Below are 22289 nucleotides of genomic sequence, written 5' to 3' on the forward strand. Positions count from 1 at the left end.
TCAGCATAGACCCAGTTTTTCCATAACTACTTTCAAGGCAAGCACCTTATCCTCTGGCTCTGCCACCAACGGCAGACGAAGTGTCGGCTCAGACAGAACTCCGGCCAAAACGAGGGCGTGTTTCGCCATTACGGCCCCCTGTCCGCCTCCCATAATTGCGTTCACTAGAGGACGTAACTTAGATGTTAAAGCCCGGCCAGTAGCAATGTCGCCCTGAGCCAACGCATCTATCATTTGCCGGTAAAAGGCTGCCCCCACATGCGATACCACCGAGATGACGCCCGTGGCGCCGTGGGTTAGGAAAGAGAAGTTCAACCCATCGTCTCCGCTATAGCAGTCGAGTCCGGTCCGTTCAAGCCTCTCCTGCGCCCGCTCGACATTGCCCGTTGCATCTTTAAATGCTTGTATCTGCTCAATTTGGGCGAGGCGATCTAACGTGTGTTCGCCAATCTCAAGACCGGTACGTCCAGGTATGTCATAGACCATGGCCGGAAGGTCAGTCGAGGTCGCCACTGCGCGAATATGCTGATACACCCCTTCCTGGGAAGGGCGGTTGTAATAGGGAGCCGCAACCAGCAGTCCGTCAGCGCCAGCCTGGGCAGCGCCTTCAGCCATCCGCACCGCGTGGGCGGTGTCATTCGAACAGGCCCCTGCGAATACCACCACGCTAGGATCTACTGCTGCCTTTACAGAACGGATCAGTTCTGCCTTTTCAGGCTGGTGCGTAGTTGGGGATTCCCCGGTGGTGCCAGAGAGCAAGATAGCATCACAGCCGTCTGCTGCAAGTTTCCTGGCAAGGTTAATCGCCGCCTCATAATCCACCTCCCCGTCTTTCTGGAACGGGGTGACCATCGCTGTGGCTAGAGTGCCGAATGTATGAGCTGCCATATCCTTACCCTAAAGTTAACGGGAAGGAAAAACTTTTCGTACCAAAGTGTGGATCTATTTTAGTCTTGCAACTGCGTGTACCAAACGTGTTGCACTAAGGATTGTTCGCCAACCTGGAGCTTTCTACGCACGCCTGCGGGCGCAAATCCGGCCTCGGTATAAAAACTGATTCGCCCAGCATCTCCACCGCTGATCCACACTTGCACCCGCTTCGCTCCGGTGCGTCCAAGCATGTCAGCGCATGCAGCTAGCAACCTGGATCCGTGCCCTTTACCACGTTCCGAGTCAGCCACTTCTAGCGCAACAATCTGCGCCTCTGCCGGATGCTCTTGTAGCGGAGCAGGACCATCCGGCAGAGAGGTTGCCTCCGACAGGTCTTCAGCTGGTGCCAGCGCCGCAAAACCAACAACTTTTGCCCCAGCAATGGCAGTAAGTACCATGTGCCGACCATCAGGCGGATTAGCAATTGATTCTTTCCACGTCCGAGTAAATTGTTCCCGTTTCAAGCTAGCAAGAAGGGCGGGTGATGGATTTTCCAGCACCCCGGCCAGCTCCGTCTTCATTGCCTGCAGATGAATACTGCCAATTGCCTCGGCATCCTCAACTACAGCAGGGCGAACAGAATTGTCCGCGCTCCTCATAGCCCCATCACCTTATCGAGACCAATAGTGAGCCCAGCTAGCCCGCCCACTTTCCGACACGCAAGCATTACGCCAGGCATAAAGGATTCTCGGTCAAAACAATCGGTGCGCAGTACGAGCTGTTCTCCAGGGTTACCGAACAAAACCTCCTGATGAGCATTGAGGCCACGCAGTCGGACTGCATGAACCGGTACGCCTTCATACTTGGCACCGCGAGCGCCCTCGGGGTCCGATTCAGTTGCGTCAGGCACCGGCTTGCCCGCTCTTCCGGCAGAAATCGCCCCCGCGGTAGCAATGGCAGTCCCGGAAGGCGCGTCCACCTTATTCGGATGGTGCATCTCGATAATTTCGGCACTATCGAAGTAAGGTGCGGCTAACTCAGCAAATTTCATGGTCAATACCGCCGACAACGCGAAATTCGGAGCAATCAGAACGTTCTTACCCGCCTGTTCGGCAACCCGGGTAATCTGTTCGTACTTTTCAGGGGTCCACCCCGTGGTGCCCACTACGGAATGTGATCCAGCCCGAAGCGCAGCACTCACAGTATCGAAAGCCACGGCAGGAACCGTGAAGTCCACCGTAACTTCAGCACCCGCCAACGACTGTTCATCGATGGAATCACCCGAATCCAGACGTGCCACTAATTCCATGTCTTCTTGCTGGGAAACTGCCTCACAAACAGTTGCTCCCATGCGCCCGGAAGCGCCTACTACTGCTACTTTGATCATCACTTCACCCTACCTTTGGGCCCACCACTACTTCCACGCGGGCTCCCTCTATGAGATCTCTACAGATCGTGCTAATCTGCTGCGCCGACACTGCCTCTAGCTTTGCCATTGTGTAGTCGTAGGTATCCAGCCGGTGCCTGCCAATCTCAGCCCGCCCTAATCTATTCATCCGGGCCGAAGCAGATTCCATCCCCAAGGCTGTTCCGCCCCGTAGCTGTCCGAGGGCGAGGGCGATCTCCTCTTCCCGCACTCCCCCTTGGGCCATATCTTCCAATTCTCCCAACATTACTTTGCGAACTTCGTCGACCTTGCCGGGCTGACATCCGGCATACATACCGAAGTACCCCGCATCCGCGTACGCCGACTGGAAAGCAAAAGTGGAATATGCAAGCCCCCGCTTTTCCCGTACCTGTTGGAACAGGCGCGAGGACATCCCAGAGCCCAAAATTGTGGAGGCGATCGTTGCGGCATAGCCGCGTTCGTCGCTAATCGAGTAGCCTCGCCCTCCTACCAGTAGGTGTGCCTGTTCAATGGGACGCTCAATGTGCAGTTGCGCTTCTTGGGTCGGACGTACCTCGGTGACCGAGCGGGCCGGCCTGGGGGCATCCTCATCCTCGCCTGACCGATCCGCCCACGCTCCGGATTGCCTGAAGTCATCGACCAATTCGCACAGCTGTTCGTGATTCACATTTCCGGCAGCCGCGATCGTGATTCCAGACGGTACGTAGGTCTGCTGATAATGCTCCCGTACAGCTTCGAGCGGAGTTGCCGTTACCGATTGCGGGGTGCCCCCGATTGGGCGGGCGAGCTCATGACCAGCAAACATGGCACCCGCGAACTTCTCGTGCGCTAAATCAGTCGGGTCATCGGCTGCCATTGCTAGCTCGTCCAGGATAACGGTGCGTTCCATTTCGAAATCGGCACGATCCAGTTTGGCTCTGGATACCATGTCCAAAATAATCTGAAGAGCCATCGGCATATCTGCGGCAAGAACTCGCCCATAATAAGTGGTGTATTCCTTTGCAGTGCCGGCGTTTGATTCGCCTCCAACCCGATCAAACGAGGACGAGATATCTAACGCGGTAAGGTTCTCAGTCCCCTTGAACAGCAGGTGCTCCAAATAATGGGTGGAACCGTAATGGCCTTCAGCTTCGTCGCGGGAGCCTGCTTCTACCCAAGCCCCCAAGGAGACACTCCGAGAGGTGGGCACGTTTTGCGTAATTACGCGCAGACCTCCCGGTAAGATTGTGCGCCTGATCAAGGTCCCGTCCTCAGCAATAGACAGGTCTGCTCCAGGCTGGTTGCAACTGACGCGAGGCAATTCAAAGCTACCGGTATCCATAGGTTTCCTATTCTATTGCCCGGACATAAGTTCACCAACCATTATGAGACAACTCTAACCACCTAGTTGCAGGCGCAACTGTTCACCTTGGGCGATAAGCGTAATTATTCGCCTTCAAACCTAGCTAATACCCATTAGCTGCGGTAGATTTTCTCGCGAGACATAGGTGAATGCTTTTCGGATAGGAGATTAAGTTGAATCAGCAAATATACAAAGCCATCGCTAGAGTCCTAGGAACCATCTTGGTGCTAGTTGGCATAGGAGCAATCGGAGGCGGGCTGTTCCTACACTCCTCTGTTAGCTCACAGCTTTCCGAGCAACAGATAACCATGCCCTCCAAGGAGAATCTAACTACCCAAGAGCAGAAAGATCACCTCCTCCAATATGCGGGCCAGCCTATGGAGGACGGCAACCAAGCCTTCGCTTTCTCGGACTACTACATAAAAGAACACCTGAAGCAGATGGCGGGTGGGAAGAACTACAACGAGGTTTCTGGCGAATACATGAAACTGTCGGCAGATCCCAAGGCTGACCCGCAGAAAGTTGCCAAGCTTCGCGAGCTACGTGCCGACATGTTCCAGGGCAACTCCCTGCGCGGCATGCTACTCAACGCCTACGCTTTTTGGACGATGGGTACCGTGGCCTTCTGGGCAGGAATCGGCTCCTTGATCGTAGGTGCGGGCGCGCTCATCTATTCCTTCCTAGGCAACTCAACAAAGCGCGGCTCTTCTAAAGCTACTGCCTAACTCTGTTAATAAGTTTTGGCCCGCAGCCAGAGGCTGCGGGCCAAAACTTATCTACGGATTATTCCTGGTCGTCCTTCGAACGCGAACGGGACCGGGAACGGTTACGCCGCTGGCGACGCTCCCCCGAACCGTTTTCACGACGACGGCGCCGGCGCGGGCGAGATTCCTCGTCCTTCTTCGGCTCTTCAGACTCTTCAGACTTAGCCTCCGAGTCAGATTCTGCCTCCTCGCCCTCGACAACCGCGTGCAAGGAAAGCTTGCCACGAGCATCGATCTCGGCGATCTCGACCTCGACCTGCTGGCCAACGTTCAACACGTCCTCGACAGAATCGATACGCTTGCCGCCAACCAGGCGACGGATCTGGCTGATGTGCAGCAGCCCGTCCTTACCTGGGGTAAGCGAAACGAAGGCGCCGAAGGAGGTCGTCTTGACAACAGTACCGACGTAGCGCTCTCCGACCTCGGGCAGCTGCGGGTTAGCAATCGCGTTGACCGCGGCGCGCGCTGCTTCTGCGCTCTCGCCATTATCAGAAGCAATGTAGACAGTGCCGTCATCTTCGATGGTCAGCTCGGCTCCGGTGTCTTCCTGGATCTGATTGATCATCTTGCCCTTCGGGCCAATGACCTCGCCAATCTTGTCGACCGGCACCTGGACGGTGATGATACGCGGCGCGGTGGCAGCCAGCTCATCCGGAGTATCGATGGCGGCAGCCATTACCTCGAGGATGTGAAGGCGGGCGTCGCGGGCCTGGCTCAGAGCAGCAGCCAGAACGTCGGACGGGATGCCGTCCAGCTTCGTATCCAGCTGCAGCGCAGTAATGAATTCGCTGGTACCGGCAACCTTGAAGTCCATGTCGCCGAAGCCGTCCTCGGCGCCAAGGATGTCAGTGAGGGCGACGTACTTAGTCTTGCCATCTTCCATAGGCTCGGACATAAGGCCCATAGCAATACCTGCAACCGGTGCGTGCAGCGGAACGCCAGCCTGCATCAGCGACAAGGTGGAAGCGCAAACGGAGCCCATGGAGGTAGACCCATTGGAACCCAGTGCTTCCGACACCTGGCGGATCGCGTACGGGAAGTCTTCCTTGGAAGGAAGAACCGGAACAAGTGCGCGCTCAGCTAGCGCACCGTGGCCGATCTCGCGGCGCTTCGGCGAACCTACCCTACCGGTCTCGCCAGTGGAGTACGGCGGGAAGTTGTAGTGGTGAATGTACCGCTTGTGAGTAACCGGAGTCAGACCATCAATCTGCTGTTCCATGCGGAGCATGTTCAGCGTGGTAACGCCCATGATCTGGGTTTCGCCACGCTGGAAGAGGGCGGAGCCGTGGACGCGAGGCAGGACCTCGACCTCGGCAGACAGGGTGCGGATATCGGTGTACCCACGCCCGTCCATACGAACGCCCTCGTGCAGAGTGCGAGAACGAATAGCTTCCTTCTCGATAGCCTTGAAAGCGGCCTTCAGATCCTTTTCCTGCTCCGGGAACTGTTCTTCCAGTTCCTCCAGGGCGGCATCGCGGATCTCTTCGAGCTTGGCCTCGCGAGGCAGCTTCTCGACGATCGAAATCGCCTCGGGCAGCTTCGCGGATACCTTCTCTTCGACAGCCTTGTACTGCTCGTCCGAGTAATCCTTGAACAGTTCAAATTCGGCGGTGGGCTTGGAAGCCTTGTCGGCAACCTCCTGCTGGGCACGAACGAGCTCACGAATGAACGGCTTCGCAGCCTCGAGTCCCTCAGCAACCACAGACTCGGTGGGCTTGGTGCCACCCGCGGCAATCAGCTCGACCTCGTTCTCGCCGCCACCGGCCTCGACCATCATGATGGCAATGTCTTCTTCCCCGTCAGCGCGGGTAACAACGCGGCCTGCGACGACCATGTTGAAAGTAGAACGCTCCATTTCGGAGAAACGGGGGAAAGCCACCCACTGGTCTTCAATTAGAGCCAGGCGAAGACCACCGATCGGACCCGAGAAAGGCAGGCCGGCAATCTGGGTGGACATAGAAGCAGCATTGATGGCGAGCACGTCGTAGGCGTCATCGGGGTGCACTGCCAGAACCGTCTCGACGACCTGAACCTCGTTACGTAGGCCCTTCACAAACGAAGGACGAAGAGGACGGTCAATCAAGCGGCAGGCCAAGATTGCGTCGGTGCCCGGACGACCTTCACGGCGGAAGAAGTTTCCGGGGATCCGCCCTGCTGCGTACTGGCGTTCCTCGACGTCAACAGTCAGGGGGAAGAAATCAAATTGATCCTTGGGGTGCTTGCCCACGGTGGTAGCGGACAAGATAGCAGTTTCGCCATCGAGGTAAGCCATGGCGGAACCGGCGGCCTGCTTGGCTAGCAGACCGGTCTCAAAACGGATGGTGCGCTTACCAAAGCGACCATTGTCGATTACTGCTTCTGCAGCAGTGATGTCATTTCCTTCAAACACTAAATCGGTTTCCTTCTGTGTAGGTATCGGAGGAACCCACATGGCGGTCATCGATCGAGACTCACGGACCTTACTTCCGGAAGCCACTACCGAAGACCGACGCGACTGGGTTCCCGATAGTTAGTCTAACGGTTAGACTCAGTTTTTTAACTAGTGCCAGAACATATACTTTCGGCCCGAGCTGACGCCCGGGCCGAAAAGAAGACAATCAGTGACGCAGACCGAGGCGCTCGATCAGGGAACGGTAACGCTCGATGTCAACTTCCTTCAGGTATCCCAGCAGACGCTTGCGCTGGCCTACCAGGAGCAGCAGACCACGACGGGAGTGGTGATCGTGCTTGTGATCCTTGAAGTGCTCGGTCAGATCCTTGATGCGCTTGGATAGCAGAGCGATCTGCACCTCGGGCGAACCGGTGTCGCCCTCGTGGGTTGCATATTCTGCAATGATCTGGTCTTTTTCTTCTTTAGTAAGCGACACTTCGTCCCTCTTTCTATATTGTTGTTGCACGGAGCACCGGGGCCCATTCACCCGAGCATGACGCTACCGTGGCCGGCATGACGGCACCGACAATGCTACCAGCTCCAGTTACGGGCTCCCAGCTGCGCGTTCAGTGAGATGAGGCACGCTCTATTTTTCAAAGCAGTCACACCGAATGTTGCCATAGTCCTCATATACCAAGGTACCGACCCGCTCATACCCCTCAGAGAGCAACAGATTCACCATCGGAAGATTCTGCGGGGACGTGTCGACGCGCAAATGCTTTCTCCCTGCCAAAGCAGATGCAAAACGCAGAAATTCCCTAGCGACTCCCCTACCTTGAGCAGACTCGCAAACGGCTAGCCTGTGCAGCACCACCGCCTGTTCTGGAGGGTACCGCCACGCTAAATCCGCGCGAGCAAAACAAGGATCCGACTTCGGGTCAATGCTCATGGTAGCCACCACCTCGCCACCTGTTTGCGCTACATAGCAAATGGAGGCAGCAATATCGTCGGCAACTATCTGCGCATTCGGATAAACCCCCTCTTCCCACTGATCGACACCGATGGCGGCAAGCCTCTTTTGCCCATAAGCAAACATCTGCATCAGCTTCGCCAGGTCGCTCTGGCAGGCCCTCCTAAACGCAATCCGCATACGCACATCGTAATAAAAGTGACCGCCCAACAGAGCGGTCACTTTTATTACGAAGGATTTTACTCAACCTGGAAGGAACCGGTTACCCCCTGGAATTCCGTGTCATGGTTACCCGGCGCCCTCGAAGTGCCGTTGTAAACCATCCTGTAGGTGCCAGGCTCGGCCTCGGTGGTATCCCACTCCATGGTTACCTCAGAGGCAGAAATCCCCTTGCGCTTCCAATTGAACTTTGTAGAAAAGTCCGAATCCTTAGCAACGTCGACCCACTTGTCGCCCTCACGCTTTTGCACCTGTAGGTAGGTGCCCTCATGGCGAATATTCACGTTCGGGTGAGATCCCTGGAATACAGCCTTTACCACGTCACCCTTGCGGTAATTGCCACGCACCGGGATCAACACGTCCCCGTACTTGTGTGTTCCGGGAGTATCGTGCAAAACCTTGCCATACGCCGAGTAAACGAACGGGCGAATCTTCGGAGCTGTACCAACCACCTCAGCGCCACCTTCCTTGAAGGACTTCCCCACCGCGGCCAAGGCCTGGTTTAGGGCAGGCACGGTGTAACGGCCGTAAATGGTCGCGCCGCCCTCGTAATTCTGTCTGTCGTATTCCCACGGAGTAGTGAAGTAGTGCCCGTACGCATTAGCGGCAGAAGAGACCATTACCTTATCTACCGTGGTTCCTGCAGATTTTGCGAAAGCTTCACGCATGAGCACGCCGGATGCGGAAGTAACCTCGCCGGGCATGCCCAGGATGTAGTGGTCACCAATGCGCAGAACCTGTACAGGAAGTACGCCCTGCACGGAATCCACCATGCCAGATTCGAACAGTACCTTCTTCGGGCCCTGACAATCCTTCAGGCCGGGAGTTGCATCGTAGGTGGTCTTAGTCAACGAATCCATGAGCTCGTTCTTATCCAAGCCCTCACCCAAGAAGGTGACACCGCCGCCACCATCTTCTTCAGAACCAGAGCCAAAGGGAGCACCAACAATTGCGCGGCAAGTCTTCTCTTCCTTACCGGTAGTAGAAAACTCTGGGGCCACCTTCTGGTTCTGCATATCGACCCACATCATGCGGTAGTCAACAGTGGTGTTGTCGTCTACTGCCAACTTCTGCAGCGACCTCTCGGCGCCGTCATGGATCCGCTTGCCCATGATCTCTACGCTCTTGAAAGGATCCGAGGAGGGGCCGGTGGCCGGCTTCAATCCAAGGTTAGGCGTCTGATCGCCACCGTTGGAATAAACGTAGGCAGCCACCATCGAGGGCGAGTCTAGCTTGGTGTAGTCCACGCCTGCTTCCTTGACCTCGTCTAGGTACTCGGCATACCCCTTGTTGTCCGAAGAAATCAGTTTGTTTTCAGTGGGAAGGGTGGTTGCGTGGGTTGCCATCCAGTTGACAAAACCAGTGACTTTGCCATCCCGAGAGATAGCCATCGTATCGGAGCGCGAGTCGCGATCGCCCGGCAGCTTGTCACGCAGTTCCTTCGGGTTATTCATGAAGGCGTCCATGGACCGGTTTACGCCTGCATCTTCTACCTTGTCCGAACCGAAAGATACCTGCGAGGGCGCCAAGTCGGCCTCGGCACGATCAATAGCCTTGGCAAAACCGTCAACGGTGGCGTCAAGTGATTGCTTGTGCACGCCCATGGTGGTGATGTTGTAGAGCGAGTAATCAGTGGTGCCGCCGGGAGTGGAATGAGTGTGGGTAGCGGCGATCAGAACGTTACCGTCGTTGTACTTGTCACCGTACTTCTCCCGCAGCTTCTTCAGCAGCAACTCGCGCTCCAGGTTGGTACCCGAAAGCATGTCGCCAGATAGGAAGACAACACGTTTGTTCGTCTTGGGGTCGACGATCACGTAGGCGCGCGCGAATTGGCGAGAGTGAATTCCGGCGCTCTTCTGGCGCGAATCACCGTAACCCATCATGCCGTTTTCGCCCGGCTCACCTGTCATGTCGGCCATTCCGCGCCCGGCTAGGAAGGAAGGTTCTTCTGCCGAAGCTGTCTTAGGAGCAAGGGATCCTACAGCGGCCATCGACAGCGCCATAGAAATCCCAAGCAGTGCGGATGTAAATCTTCTACGCATAAAAAATCCTTAGATGAGATTGGGATCTTCAATGCGACTATATGAAAAACCGCGGGTTACCACAGGTTAAATATTTTAACTTTTTCGCACCATTTTGGGCTTTAAGGGCGGCCGACGTAAGTCGCACCGGCCTGAAACAGAGAAATAATCACAGAAAAAGATTAAAATATTTTCCTCTATTTCCAATGGTGTCTAAGATTTACAGTTTCAAAATTTTCTTGTAATCCTTGACACACCTATTTAGCTGTTACTGCCTCGGGCGCGATACGACCAGTGGGAGGCGCTCCCAGAACCCTGGCAGCTTCCAGCAGATCTTCGTCCATTCGCTCCAGCAGTTCTTCCACAGAGTCGAACTGCTGCATCGGCCTGATCCGAGCAACGAAATCTACCGCTATATCTTCTCCGTACAGATTCAAATCCGAGCGGCCAAGCACGTGGGCTTCGACTGTACGCACTTCCCCATCGAACTGTGGATTGGTGCCAACCGAGATGGCAGCAGGGAGCATCTCGCAGGCGGGCGCTTCCGGGATTTGCCTCACTATCAAGCCGGCATATACTCCGTCTGCCGGGACAAACCCGACTCCCCTGGAGTTCAGATTCGCGGTGGGGAAACCTAGTTGGCGCCCTCGCTTAAAGCCGTGTTCTACCCTGCCGCGCAGTCGGTAGTTACGTCCCAAAATCCTATTGGCAAGAGTTACGTCACCAGCGGCCAGCGCCTGCCGGACCCAGGTGGAAGACCATCGTCTGCCTTCGAAGGATTCCACATCTACTATTTCAGTAACGTCGAATCCGAACCTATCGCCCAATTCGTGCAAGGTCTCTACCGTGCCGGCGTTGTTTCTACCGAAACGCATATCCTCGCCTACGACGACTTCCGCCACCCCAAGCCCATCGACGAAGAATTTCTGCACAAAATCGTAAGGGGTCAAAGAGGCTAGTTTCAGGTCGTAGTTCACGACCAGCACCGCGTCAACGCCGAGGGCGGCTATCTGCCCCAGCCGATCTGACAACGGCATGATCAGTTCGATCCCCTCGGGACGGTGTACTACCGCGGGATGGGGATCAAAAGTAACTGCTACCGACAGCACCCCGAGCCGTTGTGCATCACGTACGGCGGTAGTAAGGATTTTCTGGTGCCCGCGATGGACACCATCGAAGATACCTATAGTTGCAACCGATTCGATGTCAGTAGGGACTTCGTCCAAGCCGTGCCAGACTCGCATTTTACTTTTCTTTCGCCTGCCCTCGAAGACCTAGTTCTTTTCTTCCTGCCGGCGCTACTCCCATGGCTCCCCGTACCTTATGCGAGGTCGAGTGGGAGGTGTGTCCGCCTTTGCACTTACCGCCGCAAGAGCAGCCGTTCTTCTCGTCAGCCATTGGATCCTTCCTGTGGAATTACCGTCTTCGGTTGGAGGCGCCAGCCGTCGCCCTGCGCACTTAATGTTGCCATACCTACGAGCTTGTTTGTTCCATCCAGCATTGCCCAGGTGCCTTCTGCGCCCTCGGCAACGTGGAGGCGCCGTCCGCAGCGGACATCTTCCACGTGTTGCGGGCTCAAAACCATGGTCCGGAAGAACCACGCGGCGACCTCGGACAGTGAAATGGTTGGCAATTCGCCATCTACAAGTGCATCCGAAAGCTGCACTGCCTGATCTAGGGTAAAGCCGCCTACGCGAGTACGCCTCAGATAGGTTAGGTGCGCCCCGCATCCAAGTGCCTCCCCCAGATCTCTTGCAAGAGCACGAATGTAAGTTCCGGAAGAACAAGTCACCCTTATCGAAATGTCCGTGACGGGAACTTGGGCGCGCACCTGTTGAGGCTCAGAGGTTAATTCCAGTTCATCTATGGTTACCGGGCGCGCCTCGAGGGCGACTTCTTTGCCTTCGCGGACGAGCTCATAGGAGCGTTTACCCTGCACTTTTATAGCTGATACCGCAGAGGGCACCTGCATTATATTGCCTCGGAGGCGGCTTGCAGCATTTTCTATCTGCTCTGCAGATAGCCTTGCTCCCAGTGCCTGGGTAACTTCTCCGGAGGCGTCCTCCGTGGTTGTGCTAATGCCGAAGCGGACGCGGGCAAGATACTGCTTATCCGCGCCCGTAAGGTAGCGCAACAGTTTCGTTCCGGCGCCTACCGCCACCACCAAGGCTCCTGTTGCATCGGGGTCAAGGGTTCCGGCGTGGCCCACTTTGCGGGTGCAGGCTAGCCTGCGTACAGCCGATACGACATCGTGACTAGTACATCCGGCGGGCTTATCAATTACGACAAACCCGGGAGCAGCCGGATGCTGCCCCCGGGGTACTTCGAGGCGCATTACTTAGTCCTCGTATTCCTCGTCTTTGACGCGCGGGGCCTTATAGGGGTCAGGGTCAGAAGCGTAAGACTTTCCCTGAGCAGCCTGAGCAATCTTGGCGTCACGGTCGCGGGCGGCTGCTAGGGCCTCCTCGATCGAAGCCGCGGCTTCAGGCAAGGCATCGGGAATGAACTCTAGGGTCGGCGTAAGCCGGATACCCAAAGCTTTTCCAACCTCGGAACGTATTAGCCCCTTAGCGGATTCAAGCGCGGCGGCACTTGCCGAACGGGAAGCCTCATCGCCGAAAACGGTGTAAAAAACCGATGCGTGCTGGAGATCTCCGGTTACACGGCAATCCGTAATTGTCACGAAACCGATCCGCGGATCCTTGATGCGCCTTTCCAATAGACGCGCCACGGTCTGTTGGATCCGGTCCGCTACCTTCCGCTGACGTGCTTCATCTGCCATATTTTCCTCCCAAAGAGGGCGGGCCGAAGCCCGCCCCTGGTGGTATTAGTCGCGAGGCTTCTCGCGCATTTCCCAAGTTTCGATAATGTCGCCGACCTGGATGTCCTTGTGGCCAAGAGTGATACCGCACTCGTAACCGTCGCGGACCTCAGTCACGTCATCCTTCTCGCGACGCAAAGAGGCAATCTCAAGGTCGGGGGCTACTACTACCGAGTCACGGATCAGACGAGCCTTAGTGCCTCGCTTGATCTTGCCAGAACGGACGATCGAACCAGCAATATTGCCGAACTTACCGGACTTGAAGACCTGCAAGATCTCGGCTTTACCGAGTTCAACCTCTTCATAGATCGGCTTCAGCATGCCCTTCAGAGCATTCTCGACGTCCTCGATCGCAGCGTAAATGACCGAGTAGTACTTGATGTCTACGCCCTCGGAATCAGCCAACTCTGCCACACGTTCAGCCGGACGGACGTTGAACCCGATAATAACCGCGTTGTCGACGGTTGCCAGGTTTACATCGTTCTGGGTAATTGCACCTACGCCACGGTGAATGATGCGCAACTGTACTTCGTCAGAAACCTCGATCTTGAGCAGCGAATCTTCAAGTGCCTCGACAGCACCAGAGACGTCACCCTTGATGATGAGGTTGAGAGTCTCAACCTTGCCTTCCTTGAGTGCTTCATCGAAGTCTTCAAGCGAAATCCTCTTGCGGCGCTTAGCCAGCTGTGCTTGCCTCTCGGCAGCTTCACGCTTGTCTGCAATCTGGCGCGCAGTGCGATCGTCGGGGGCAACCAGGAACGAGTCGCCTGCTCGCGGCACGGAGGTCAAACCTAGTACCTGTACTGGGCAGGACGGGCCCGCTTCCTTTACGGAATTGCCGCGATCATCGAACATTGCGCGGACGCGCCCGTGTGCATTTCCGACAACCAGTGCATCGCCAACGCGCAATGTACCGCGCTGCACGAGCATGGTTGCAACAGCACCGCGCCCCTTGTCCAGGTTAGCTTCAATGGCAGTGCCACGAGCTTCAGCATCCGGATTCGCCTTGAGGTCGAGCGCTGCGTCGGCGGTAAGCAACACAGCTTCCAGTAGTTCCTGAATGCCGGTGCGCTGCTTCGCCGAGATGTCTACAAACATCACGTCGCCGCCGTATTCCTCAGCAACCAAGTTGTATTCGGTGAGCTGGGCGCGAATCTTGTCAGGCTTAGCCTCGGGCTTATCGACCTTGTTGACGGCGACCACGATAGGCACATCTGCCGACTGGGCATGGTTAATCGCTTCAACAGTCTGCGGCATGACGCCGTCATCTGCTGCAACCACGATGATCGCAATGTCAGTGGACTGCGCGCCACGTGCACGCATAGCCGTGAATGCTTCGTGACCAGGCGTATCGATGAAGGTAACCGCACGGTCTTCGTCATTCAACGAGACCTTCACCTGATAGGCACCAATGTGCTGGGTGATGCCTCCGTGCTCGCCACCGACAACGTCGGTGTGGCGGATCGCATCCAGCAGCTTCGTCTTACCATGGTCTACGTGGCCCATAACCGTGACTACCGGGGGTCGGGGCACCATGTTATCGATGTCATCGGCTTCCTCGGCCTCCAGGTCGATGTCGAAGGATTCGAGCAGTTCGCGATCCTCGTCCTCGGGAGAGACGATCTTCACTACGTAGCCGAGTTCAGCACCAAGAGCCTCGAAGGTGTCCTGGTCCAGCGACTGGTTAGCAGTCACCATTTCACCAAGGTGGAACATAACGGTGACCAGTGCGGCGGGATTTACGTTGATCTTGTCAGCGAAATCAGCCAGCGAAGCGCCGGAACGGATCCTGATCTCGGTGCTTCCATCCCCGCGAGGTACCTGAACGCCACCAATGGTAGGAGCCTTCTGTTCGAATTCCTGACGCTTGGCGCGCTTAGACTTACGGCGCTTAGAGCCGCCTCCGCGACCGAACGCACCTTGAGTCGAGCCGCGGCCACCGCGGCCTCCACGAGGACCACCGAAGCCACCGCGAGGACCACCGGAACCACCACGGCCACCACGACGGGAGTCCCGGTTTCCTGGCTTGCCGTTCTGGCCGGCGCGAGCCTGCGCCTCTGCCAACTTGGACCGTTCCGGCATCATGTTCGGATTCGGCCTCGGACCGGACGGGCGACGATTCTTCGCACCGCTTCCCGGCTTGTTAGAGCGGCCACGGCCACCCGGCTTCGGCATTCCCTGAGCCGATGCGTAGGGGTTATTGCCAGGACGCGGTCCAGGCCTGGGCCCGGGACGACGCGATCCACCCGGACGCGGCATTCCCTGGGAGGAAGCAAATGGGTTGTTCCCTGGACGCGGTTCATGCGCCTTCTGGGCAGACTTAACGGCTGCCTTCGGGGTTGGAATGTGGGCGCCAGGTTTAGGCGCAGCCTTCTTTGCTGCTGCCGGTTTCGCCGGTGCCGGTTTAGCTGCCGGCTTCTTAGCTGCTGGCTTAGGGCCGGGCTTGGCGGCAGGCTTGGGTGCAGCCTTCGGCGTACCCTTGGCATTTGCTGCCGGTTTAGCTGCTGGCTTCGCTGGCGCTTCAGCCTTTGCCTTTGGCGTTTCCTTCTTGGTCTTCGGGCCCGGCTTAGGTGCCGAGCTGGCAGTAGCCTTCTTGGCAGCAGCCTTAGGAGTAGCTGCCTTCTTCGTTGTCTTTGTAGTCTTCTTTGTTCCCTTGGCAGCGGGCTTCTTTTCGTCTTCGACGCCCTTCGGGAACTGTTCTCGGATCCGGCGCACTACAGGCGCTTCAATGGTAGAGGAAGCAGACTTCACAAATTCGCCCTGCTCCTTGAGGATTCCAAGAAGATTCTTAGAGGTGGTACCGAGCTCTTTCGCAAGCTCATGCACGCGCAGTTTTGCCACAATTCTCCTGTCTGGGTCCGCCCCAAACAGGACGGACAATTTACTTTTGCTGGCAGCTCATCGCTGGGTACTCATCGGGTGCCCATCAGCTTCCAACCCGCTTTCGTCTCGTGACCCAAGGACCTTACCGCCCTGAGTGCCCTCTTGATTAGCCCACAGCTGCAACCCTAGTGAGCGCGAATCAACCTTTACGGCAGTTCGCAATGCCCTGGGTATCGCACCGGTCTTTACAGCCCGCTGCAGACACATTGGATCCGGGTGAATCCAAGCGCCCCTGCCACTGTGCGCCACCGGGGAACAAACTACTGCTTGCTTCCCGTCTTGAACCAGGCGGACCATTCGGTCCCGTGAATCCCGGCTCCTACAACCCACACACGTGCGGTCCCGTTTCCTGGAAGCGCCGTTCGCAAGTATGCATACACGACCTAGTTTAGCGGTCATTCGGCCGAATCTACAGGCGACCCAGTACCGTCAATGTGTGTATCTGGTCTCGATTCTGAGGACGCAAGAGGGGTACCCAACTCTTCAGTATCTGCCTTTATGTCGATCTTGCACCCGGTTAACCTGGCAGCAAGTCGGGCATTCTGCCCCTCTTTACCGATCGCTAGTGAGAGCTGGAAGTCCGGGACGAGCACTTTTGCCATAGCCTCACTATTCGGGGCCATGGTGACAGATGACACACGCGCAGGTGAAAGCGCGTTCGCTACAAACGTAGCCATATCGTCAGAATAATCGATAATGTCAATCTTTTCGCCGCCAAGATCACTCATCACGGCTCGCACACGTGCACCCATCGGACCAATGCATGCGCCTTTAGCGTTGACTCCCTTTTGCAGTGGCTTTACCGCTATCTTGGTCCGGTAGCCCGCTTCCCTAGCAATGGATTCGATTTTTAGCCCACCATCGGTAAGCTCGGGCACTTCGCGTTCAAAAAGACGCCTAACTAGTTCGGGGTGACGGCGAGACAGTTCGATGCGGGCGCCCTTCTCTGTGCGAATCGCACGGACCACATACGCCCTAATAAGCGTGTTGTGCGTGAGCTTCTCGCCAGGAATTTGTTCGCCCTCGGGAAGGATGGCCTCGTAGTCCCCCACCTTCACCGTAACAATGTGTGGATTACGGGACTGCTGCACGCGGCCAGCAACAACAGTTCCGGTCTTGTCAGAGAATTCGCCCAAAACCTGGGCATCCTCGGCCTCACGCAGACGCTGCACGATCATAGAGCGGGCTACAGAAGTAGCGATACGCCCAAACCCCGAGGGCGTGTCATCAAATTCCCCGATGGGGTTTCCGTCCTCGTCCTCTTCGGTGGCCATCACAATGACGTGACCATGCTTGTCGATTTCGACTCTGGCTTTTGGAAGAGCACCAGGAACGTTGTGGTAGGCCTTTAGCAGCGCGTCCTCGATAGCCTCTACAAGCTGGTCCAGGCTAATGCCGCGCTCATTTTCGACGGCGCGCAGAGCGCTCATGTCAATGTCCATCAAAGTCCTTCCTAAAAGAACATCACTACGGTGCGAGCCGCCGTGATATCTGCTCTTGCCACTTCCCGGAGCCCATCCGAAGTCTTAATCTGAATCGGATCAGGACCAGCTTCCACAAGTTTACCCGCCAAGGTAGCATTTCCCACCTCAAGCTCGACGTGTTGGCCGAGCGCGCGACGAAAATCTCGATCGTCATGGAGTTCCCGCTCTGCGCCTGGAGTAGTTACTTCTAGCGTGTATTGGCCAGCAATCGGATCAAGATCGTCAAGAATTTTTGAGATTTTATGGGTAGCTTCGGTAAGCGCCTCAGAATCAACAGCTCCTGGCCCGTCTATCAGGTCGACAACTACCCGCAAACGCGAGTGTCTGCCGGCGGGGATCTTCGCTACTTCCATTACCGTTAGTTCGAGCTCGCTAACTTCCTGGATGAATCGCTGCCGAAGTGATTCGAACTGATCCTTTTGCAAGACGCCTCCTTCAAGATTTTTCTACCTCAATCCTACCCGTGCGATGATGGCGGCATGAAAAAAATTCTTGCTACCTGCCTTTGCTTCGGCACAGCGCTGATAACTCTGTCTGGATGCAATCTCCGTGTTGATACAGGTATTCCGCCTCTTCCGGACCTTTCTATCGATCAGGTAGCTAGAAATAATGCTGCGGAGTGTGAGCAAAATTTCGGCCAAGCAATCAACGCTAGCGGGCTTACTAAGAAGCACTCGGCGTGGGCTAGTTATGCCGCATCGGCTGCCAAAGAGCGGCTAGACGCATTCGGCGGAGTGTGGAAGGGATGGCCAGGACAGCGCCCTGAGGGCGGGGCTACACCGCCGCCAACTGCAGCAGCTCCTTCCGATAGCAAGGACCTCCTAGCCGAGTACTCCCGCTGCGCTGCACAGGCCGAAGTGGATGCCGGCGCAGTCAGCGATGCCTTGCTGGCAAAGATGCTACTATCCGCCTCAGTAGCCCGCTCCCTGGAAGGGGCAGAGCTAGCTCGAGCCGAAAAAGTTCCTTTTGAGCCTACCAAGGTTTCCCAATCACAAGCGCTCCGCCTTAACAGGAAAACAGGCAAGTACAGCACAGATTCCTCTAAATCTCCCCGCACGAACGCATCCGCCCCATCCGCCTCGGCTAAGGCTAACCAGCTTCCCAAGGACTTGTTAGCTGGCCTAGACGCGTCCCGCTACCAACTAGAGTGGGCTGCCGCCAACAGCGAAGACCTCCCAACCGATTCTCTAACTCAAGCCGCTGAATATTTAGCTAGCGAGGTCGACGCCTTAGCGGCTGCCGGAGCACCCGATAGCCGCCAGGTATCCTACCCCACCACTAGCAGCGCTAAGGAGTGCGCACAGGCTGCCCTGCAGAATGCAGGCGCGTGGCAGCTAGAGCTAGCACCTACAGCCCTTTACCCGCACCTGCAGCTAGCAAATACTCTTGACCGCATTTACGGGGCAGACGTAGCACTATCGGCCAATAAAACGGCACTCCCGTATTTGAAACAGGGGAAAGCCGATGGCGGGCAGACTAAAAGCGCGAAGTAGGCACCTAGGAAGACCTTGCCCTGGACTACAGTCACCGAAGGCAACAATTCATATCTAGTTTCCATACAGCAACATATCGAGGCTGCCGTTTTACTCCCTGCTACTAACAGATCAGCATTTCCAGCTCCCCTTATTTCTAATTTTATTTTCAAATAGATCCTCCGATAGGCAGGGAGTTTCACACTTTTCCCTAAAACCGTGGCAACAACAATCGTTTTGTCTCCGCCCCAGACGCACCTTAAGCAGCTAATGGAGCTAATCTAGGTGCACTCTCCAGCAGAGATTTTAATGCCCACCTACCCGCCAATAGGCGATGTTAACTACCACCTCGACCGGCCAATACTAATTTGCCAACATTTAATCCACCTACGCAGGTGCACTTATACTCTAACTTCTAAGAGCTGACACTCTATTTATGAGATCTATCGCCACCTATTTTTACAAGGGGGCTAAATTTTAAATCACGTAAATAGGGGCACTATCGCAATCAGTTCTGATAACCGCGCGTGGAGTCCTCAAACTGCCTATTAGTAAGGGAATAAGAATGAGCAATAAAAAGTTCTTCAGGGCCACTACCCCGCTAATCGCACTAATGATGATTTCGTTGGCAGGCTGCTCGAACACTCCGGCAGAGCCGAAAAATACAGAAAAGCCAGCTGATTCAGCACAATCTGCACCTGCGAGTCCGACACCAACGCAAACTCCAAAAAATAACACTAGCAAGGTACCAACTAAGCCCAAGCCTAAGAAAGAGAAAACTGTCAAAGCTCTTACGCAGGCTTCCCCATTAACTCCAACTCAAGATGCAACTGTTGGGAACATCTACAGGGCATTGCAAGGCGCAACTAGAACGCAACGACAGGTAGTAGCAGAAGTTGCGTCATCTGCTCCGGTACAGAATTTGGTTGCCAAACGGTCGCGCGCGGTACCTAAGGTGAGCGTACCCAAGACACAGGCTGCACGCCCAACCAATACCGTGGCTTCTACCCCATCAGTGTCTCCTACCACCACAGTTACGCCGGAAGCCAATATTAAGCCTGGAAGTGCAGTAAGGCCGACCGGGGATACCAACCCGAGCACAGTAACGAAGCCGGGCACAGATACCAAGCCGGGCGATACCCACAAGCCGGACACCCACCCAGGCACCGACACCAAACCAGGCACCGACACCAAGCCGGGCGATACCCACAAGCCGGACACCCACCCAGGCACCGACACCAAACCAGGTACCGACACCAAACCAGGGACCGACACCAAGCCGGACACCCACCCAGGCACCGACACCAAACCAGGTACCGACACCAAACCAGGGACCGACACCAAGCCGGGCGATACCCACAAGCCGGATACCAAGCCGGGCGACACCCACAAGCCGGACACCCACCCAGGGACCGACACTAAGCCGGGCGACGCCCACAAGCCGGACACCCACCCAGGCACCGACACCAAACCAGGGACCGACACCAAGCCGGGCGATACCCACAAGCCGGACACCCACCCAGGCACCGACACCAAGCCGGGCGATACCCACAAGCCGGACACCCACCCAGGCACCGAAGTAAAGCCAGGCACAGAAGAAACTCCTAGCATCGGATCTCAACCGGATGTGGGGACGAAACCTGATCCCAAAGCTCGCATCGAAGCAGAGGCTCGTTTAAAGGCCGCTCAACAGGTTAAGAGTGAAGCAGAGAGTGCCCTTAAGGCTTCTCAAGTCATATCCGCTGGCGCAGACCAAGTATTAACTAAGGCACGCGCTGACTTGGAGGCAGCTCAAGCCAAACTTGGAGCTGCCCAGGAAGAACTCGGTGGGGCAAAGGCTCGACTAGCAGCTGCTCACAGCAGCATTCCGACAGACGCCGTGGCAAGGGCAGAAAAAGCTGCTAAAGATGCTACCGAGAGGTTGAACGCAGCTCGCGCTAAGGCAGAGGCGGCACAAGCAGTCGCGACTACTGCTGCTGCTAACACCGCGACGGCTCAGGATGCATATACCAGCGCCCTCAAGGCTCTCAAAGATGCTGAAGCAGCTTCCGCCGAGGCAAAGCGCTTTGATTGGGAGAAGATGTCCGAAGCTCAGCGTCTAGACTATGTGAACCACCGAGTCGCTGAGATGACCAACGAATACCGCAGCCAGGGAGGCCTTGAAAAGCTCCCTATGGTCAAGCGATACAACGCTCTAATGACTGAGTTCGCAAACTGGGTTGCCGAAGACCCGAAGGATGCACAGGGTAACGACAGGCGTCTAAACCACATACCCACTGTGGACGAGAATATTCCCGGGGCTACCCGTGAGGATAAGGAGCGGTTCCTGATAACTCGGACTTTGGGAGACGACCAGATATACGCAGCTGCTGAAAACATGTCATATAGAAGTGGCTACGGGGTCGACAGCCAAGAGACTGCAGATGCACTGGCAAAATCGATATTCACTGGCCTGACAAATTCCAAGGGACACAATAGGAATTTCCTGAACCCATCAATCAATGCCGCGGGTTCCGGTCTGGGATATAACAAAGCAACCGGCGTATTCATCTATATTTGGCGCGGTCTTGGTTTCGCACAACCGAACCAGCCAGTGGATGTGTATACAGTAGCTTCAACCAAACATTTGGCGGGATCTGATGCTATTGCGGGGGTTTCCTATAAAGATAACCGGTACGTGCTTGCTGGCGACTACAAGAACAACAAGACTTCAGCGGACTACCAGAAGATCAAGGCCCCGCTCTCCGAGGGACTGACCGGTACGCTAGCTACTGCCCCAACGACAGATGGTGGAATAGACACCGCTGATGCCCAGGAAAAGGTAGCCGCCGCACAAGCACAGCTCGACTCTGCTAAGCAAAAAGAAGTCAAAGCCGTTGAAGCCGCTACCGTCGCAAATTCTGCAGTGGAGAGCGCTACTACTGCAGCGAATTCTGCCAAGGCAGACCTCGAAAGCAAGACGCAGCAAGCTAACGAAGCTCAGGCTGCACTAATAACCCAGGCACAGACTGCGGTGGATGCCGCTCAGAGCAGGGTTACCACTGCCCAGAGTAGCGTAGAGGACGCTAAGAAGGCGCTAGGCGCTGCAGAAACTAACAAGCAGGCTGCAGATGCAGTGGTAAAGGCAAACACTGCCAAACTTGCCGAAGCAGAGGCTAACGTTGCAACAGCCGAAAAGGAGGTTGCAGCTACCACAAACTAAGCTGCCTGCCACCTCATGGGTCCCGGCCTTATTAGCCGGGACCCATGAGTTTATAAATCTATTGTGGTACCGGGGCGCAAAACAACGACAATACAAAGCTGCTACCCCTCCATTCCTCCGTCAACACAAGGGCGTGCGAGAGATGGTTCAAGCTCAAAATGGCATCGTAGCTACGTGCTCCTGCAGTTTTAGCCTCACACTGTAAACAGCTAGTGCCCCCACAAATTAGGTGAGCCTGGCTGCCACAAGCAGCCTCGGAAACATGCTACTCCTGCACACGAATTAGGGTCTTAGTCCCCTACGACGGCGAATTACGATGGCGGTTATAAAACCACTGAGACAAACCTCCGAGAAATGATCCCTGTAGCTGGGGATAAAAAACAATTCTTCCTAGAAAATCTTGACGAAACCCATCGCGAGAACATAACAATGCCACCTGGTTGTCACCCGGCGGCTCTGGAG

General features: G+C 56.0%; 19 protein-coding genes. 3 read left to right on the plus strand and 16 right to left on the minus strand.

The window, feature by feature from the left end; translation table 11 throughout:
* The 4 genes from dapA to AC1EKG_RS01590 are packed head-to-tail and all read right to left on the minus strand — an operon-like array spanning window position 1 to window position 3599.
* Window positions 1-888 carry a 4-hydroxy-tetrahydrodipicolinate synthase gene (dapA, locus tag AC1EKG_RS01575; RefSeq protein WP_004804789.1) on the minus strand — a complete coding sequence of 296 codons (888 nt, stop codon included), beginning with the start codon at window positions 886-888 and terminating at the stop codon, window positions 1-3.
* 59 nt (window positions 889-947) lie between these two features.
* Entirely contained in the window at window positions 948-1529 is a 582-nt protein-coding gene (locus AC1EKG_RS01580) for a GNAT family N-acetyltransferase (RefSeq protein ID WP_004804788.1), read from the minus strand.
* On the minus strand, window positions 1526-2257 hold the full coding sequence (gene dapB, locus AC1EKG_RS01585; RefSeq protein ID WP_004804786.1) for a 4-hydroxy-tetrahydrodipicolinate reductase: 732 nt from the start codon (window positions 2255-2257) through the stop codon (window positions 1526-1528). The genes AC1EKG_RS01580 and dapB overlap by 4 nt, the downstream gene beginning before the upstream one ends.
* A 4-nt stretch (window positions 2258-2261) precedes the next feature.
* The gene (locus AC1EKG_RS01590) at window positions 2262-3599 is read right to left on the minus strand and encodes a M16 family metallopeptidase (RefSeq protein WP_004804784.1); all 1338 of its coding nucleotides are present in this window, start codon (window positions 3597-3599) and stop codon (window positions 2262-2264) included.
* 194 nt (window positions 3600-3793) lie between these two features.
* Here AC1EKG_RS01590 and AC1EKG_RS01595 point away from each other — a divergent pair, with 194 nt between their 5' ends.
* Window positions 3794-4345, plus strand: coding sequence for a hypothetical protein (locus tag AC1EKG_RS01595; RefSeq protein WP_004804783.1), 552 nt, complete (start codon window positions 3794-3796; stop codon window positions 4343-4345).
* Window positions 4346-4403: 58 nt separating this feature from the next.
* Here AC1EKG_RS01595 and AC1EKG_RS01600 read toward each other — a convergent pair whose 3' ends face one another.
* From AC1EKG_RS01600 to AC1EKG_RS01655, 12 genes are all read right to left on the minus strand, one after another.
* On the minus strand, window positions 4404-6824 hold the full coding sequence (locus tag AC1EKG_RS01600) for a polyribonucleotide nucleotidyltransferase (protein WP_004804781.1): 2421 nt from the start codon (window positions 6822-6824) through the stop codon (window positions 4404-4406).
* 157 nt (window positions 6825-6981) lie between these two features.
* Window positions 6982-7251 (minus strand): 30S ribosomal protein S15, encoded by a 270-nt coding sequence (rpsO, locus tag AC1EKG_RS01605; protein WP_004804779.1) that lies wholly within the window; start codon window positions 7249-7251, stop codon window positions 6982-6984.
* A gap of 150 nt (window positions 7252-7401) precedes the next feature.
* A complete protein-coding gene (locus tag AC1EKG_RS01610; protein WP_004804776.1) occupies window positions 7402-7947 on the minus strand; it encodes a GNAT family N-acetyltransferase in 546 nt (181 codons plus the stop codon).
* 17 nt (window positions 7948-7964) lie between these two features.
* Window positions 7965-9986 carry a neutral/alkaline non-lysosomal ceramidase N-terminal domain-containing protein gene (locus AC1EKG_RS01615; protein ID WP_004804774.1) on the minus strand — a complete coding sequence of 674 codons (2022 nt, stop codon included), beginning with the start codon at window positions 9984-9986 and terminating at the stop codon, window positions 7965-7967.
* 236 nt (window positions 9987-10222) lie between these two features.
* Window positions 10223-11209 (minus strand): bifunctional riboflavin kinase/FAD synthetase, encoded by a 987-nt coding sequence (locus AC1EKG_RS01620; protein WP_004804771.1) that lies wholly within the window; start codon window positions 11207-11209, stop codon window positions 10223-10225.
* A gap of 1 nt (window position 11210) precedes the next feature.
* Complete coding sequence (locus AC1EKG_RS01625) at window positions 11211-11363, minus strand: hypothetical protein (protein WP_004804768.1); 153 nt, start codon at window positions 11361-11363, stop codon at window positions 11211-11213.
* The gene (gene truB, locus AC1EKG_RS01630; RefSeq protein ID WP_004804767.1) at window positions 11356-12300 is read right to left on the minus strand and encodes a tRNA pseudouridine(55) synthase TruB; all 945 of its coding nucleotides are present in this window, start codon (window positions 12298-12300) and stop codon (window positions 11356-11358) included. Before truB ends, AC1EKG_RS01625 begins: the two co-directional genes overlap by 8 nt.
* A 3-nt stretch (window positions 12301-12303) precedes the next feature.
* On the minus strand, window positions 12304-12747 hold the full coding sequence (gene rbfA / locus AC1EKG_RS01635) for a 30S ribosome-binding factor RbfA (protein ID WP_004804765.1): 444 nt from the start codon (window positions 12745-12747) through the stop codon (window positions 12304-12306).
* A 45-nt stretch (window positions 12748-12792) separates the two neighbouring features.
* Window positions 12793-15627 carry a translation initiation factor IF-2 gene (gene infB, locus AC1EKG_RS01640; protein ID WP_102201937.1) on the minus strand — a complete coding sequence of 945 codons (2835 nt, stop codon included), beginning with the start codon at window positions 15625-15627 and terminating at the stop codon, window positions 12793-12795.
* 57 nt (window positions 15628-15684) lie between these two features.
* The gene (locus AC1EKG_RS01645) at window positions 15685-16068 is read right to left on the minus strand and encodes a YlxR family protein (protein WP_004804762.1); all 384 of its coding nucleotides are present in this window, start codon (window positions 16066-16068) and stop codon (window positions 15685-15687) included.
* A complete protein-coding gene (nusA, locus tag AC1EKG_RS01650; RefSeq protein ID WP_048707520.1) occupies window positions 16065-17111 on the minus strand; it encodes a transcription termination factor NusA in 1047 nt (348 codons plus the stop codon). Before nusA ends, AC1EKG_RS01645 begins: the two co-directional genes overlap by 4 nt.
* Before the next feature lie 11 nt (window positions 17112-17122).
* Window positions 17123-17578: a ribosome maturation factor RimP gene (locus AC1EKG_RS01655; RefSeq protein ID WP_004804759.1), complete on the minus strand. Its 456-nt coding sequence runs from the start codon at window positions 17576-17578 to the stop codon at window positions 17123-17125.
* A gap of 54 nt (window positions 17579-17632) precedes the next feature.
* Here AC1EKG_RS01655 and AC1EKG_RS01660 point away from each other — a divergent pair, with 54 nt between their 5' ends.
* Both AC1EKG_RS01660 and AC1EKG_RS01665 read left to right on the plus strand, forming a co-directional pair.
* Complete coding sequence (locus AC1EKG_RS01660; protein WP_004804757.1) at window positions 17633-18646, plus strand: hypothetical protein; 1014 nt, start codon at window positions 17633-17635, stop codon at window positions 18644-18646.
* Window positions 18647-19190: 544 nt separating this feature from the next.
* On the plus strand, window positions 19191-21827 hold the full coding sequence (locus AC1EKG_RS01665; RefSeq protein WP_285463353.1) for a hypothetical protein: 2637 nt from the start codon (window positions 19191-19193) through the stop codon (window positions 21825-21827).
* The last annotated feature ends 462 nt before the right edge of the window (window positions 21828-22289 follow it).

The sequence above is a fragment of the Winkia sp. C0117E2 genome, from assembly GCF_056590455.1.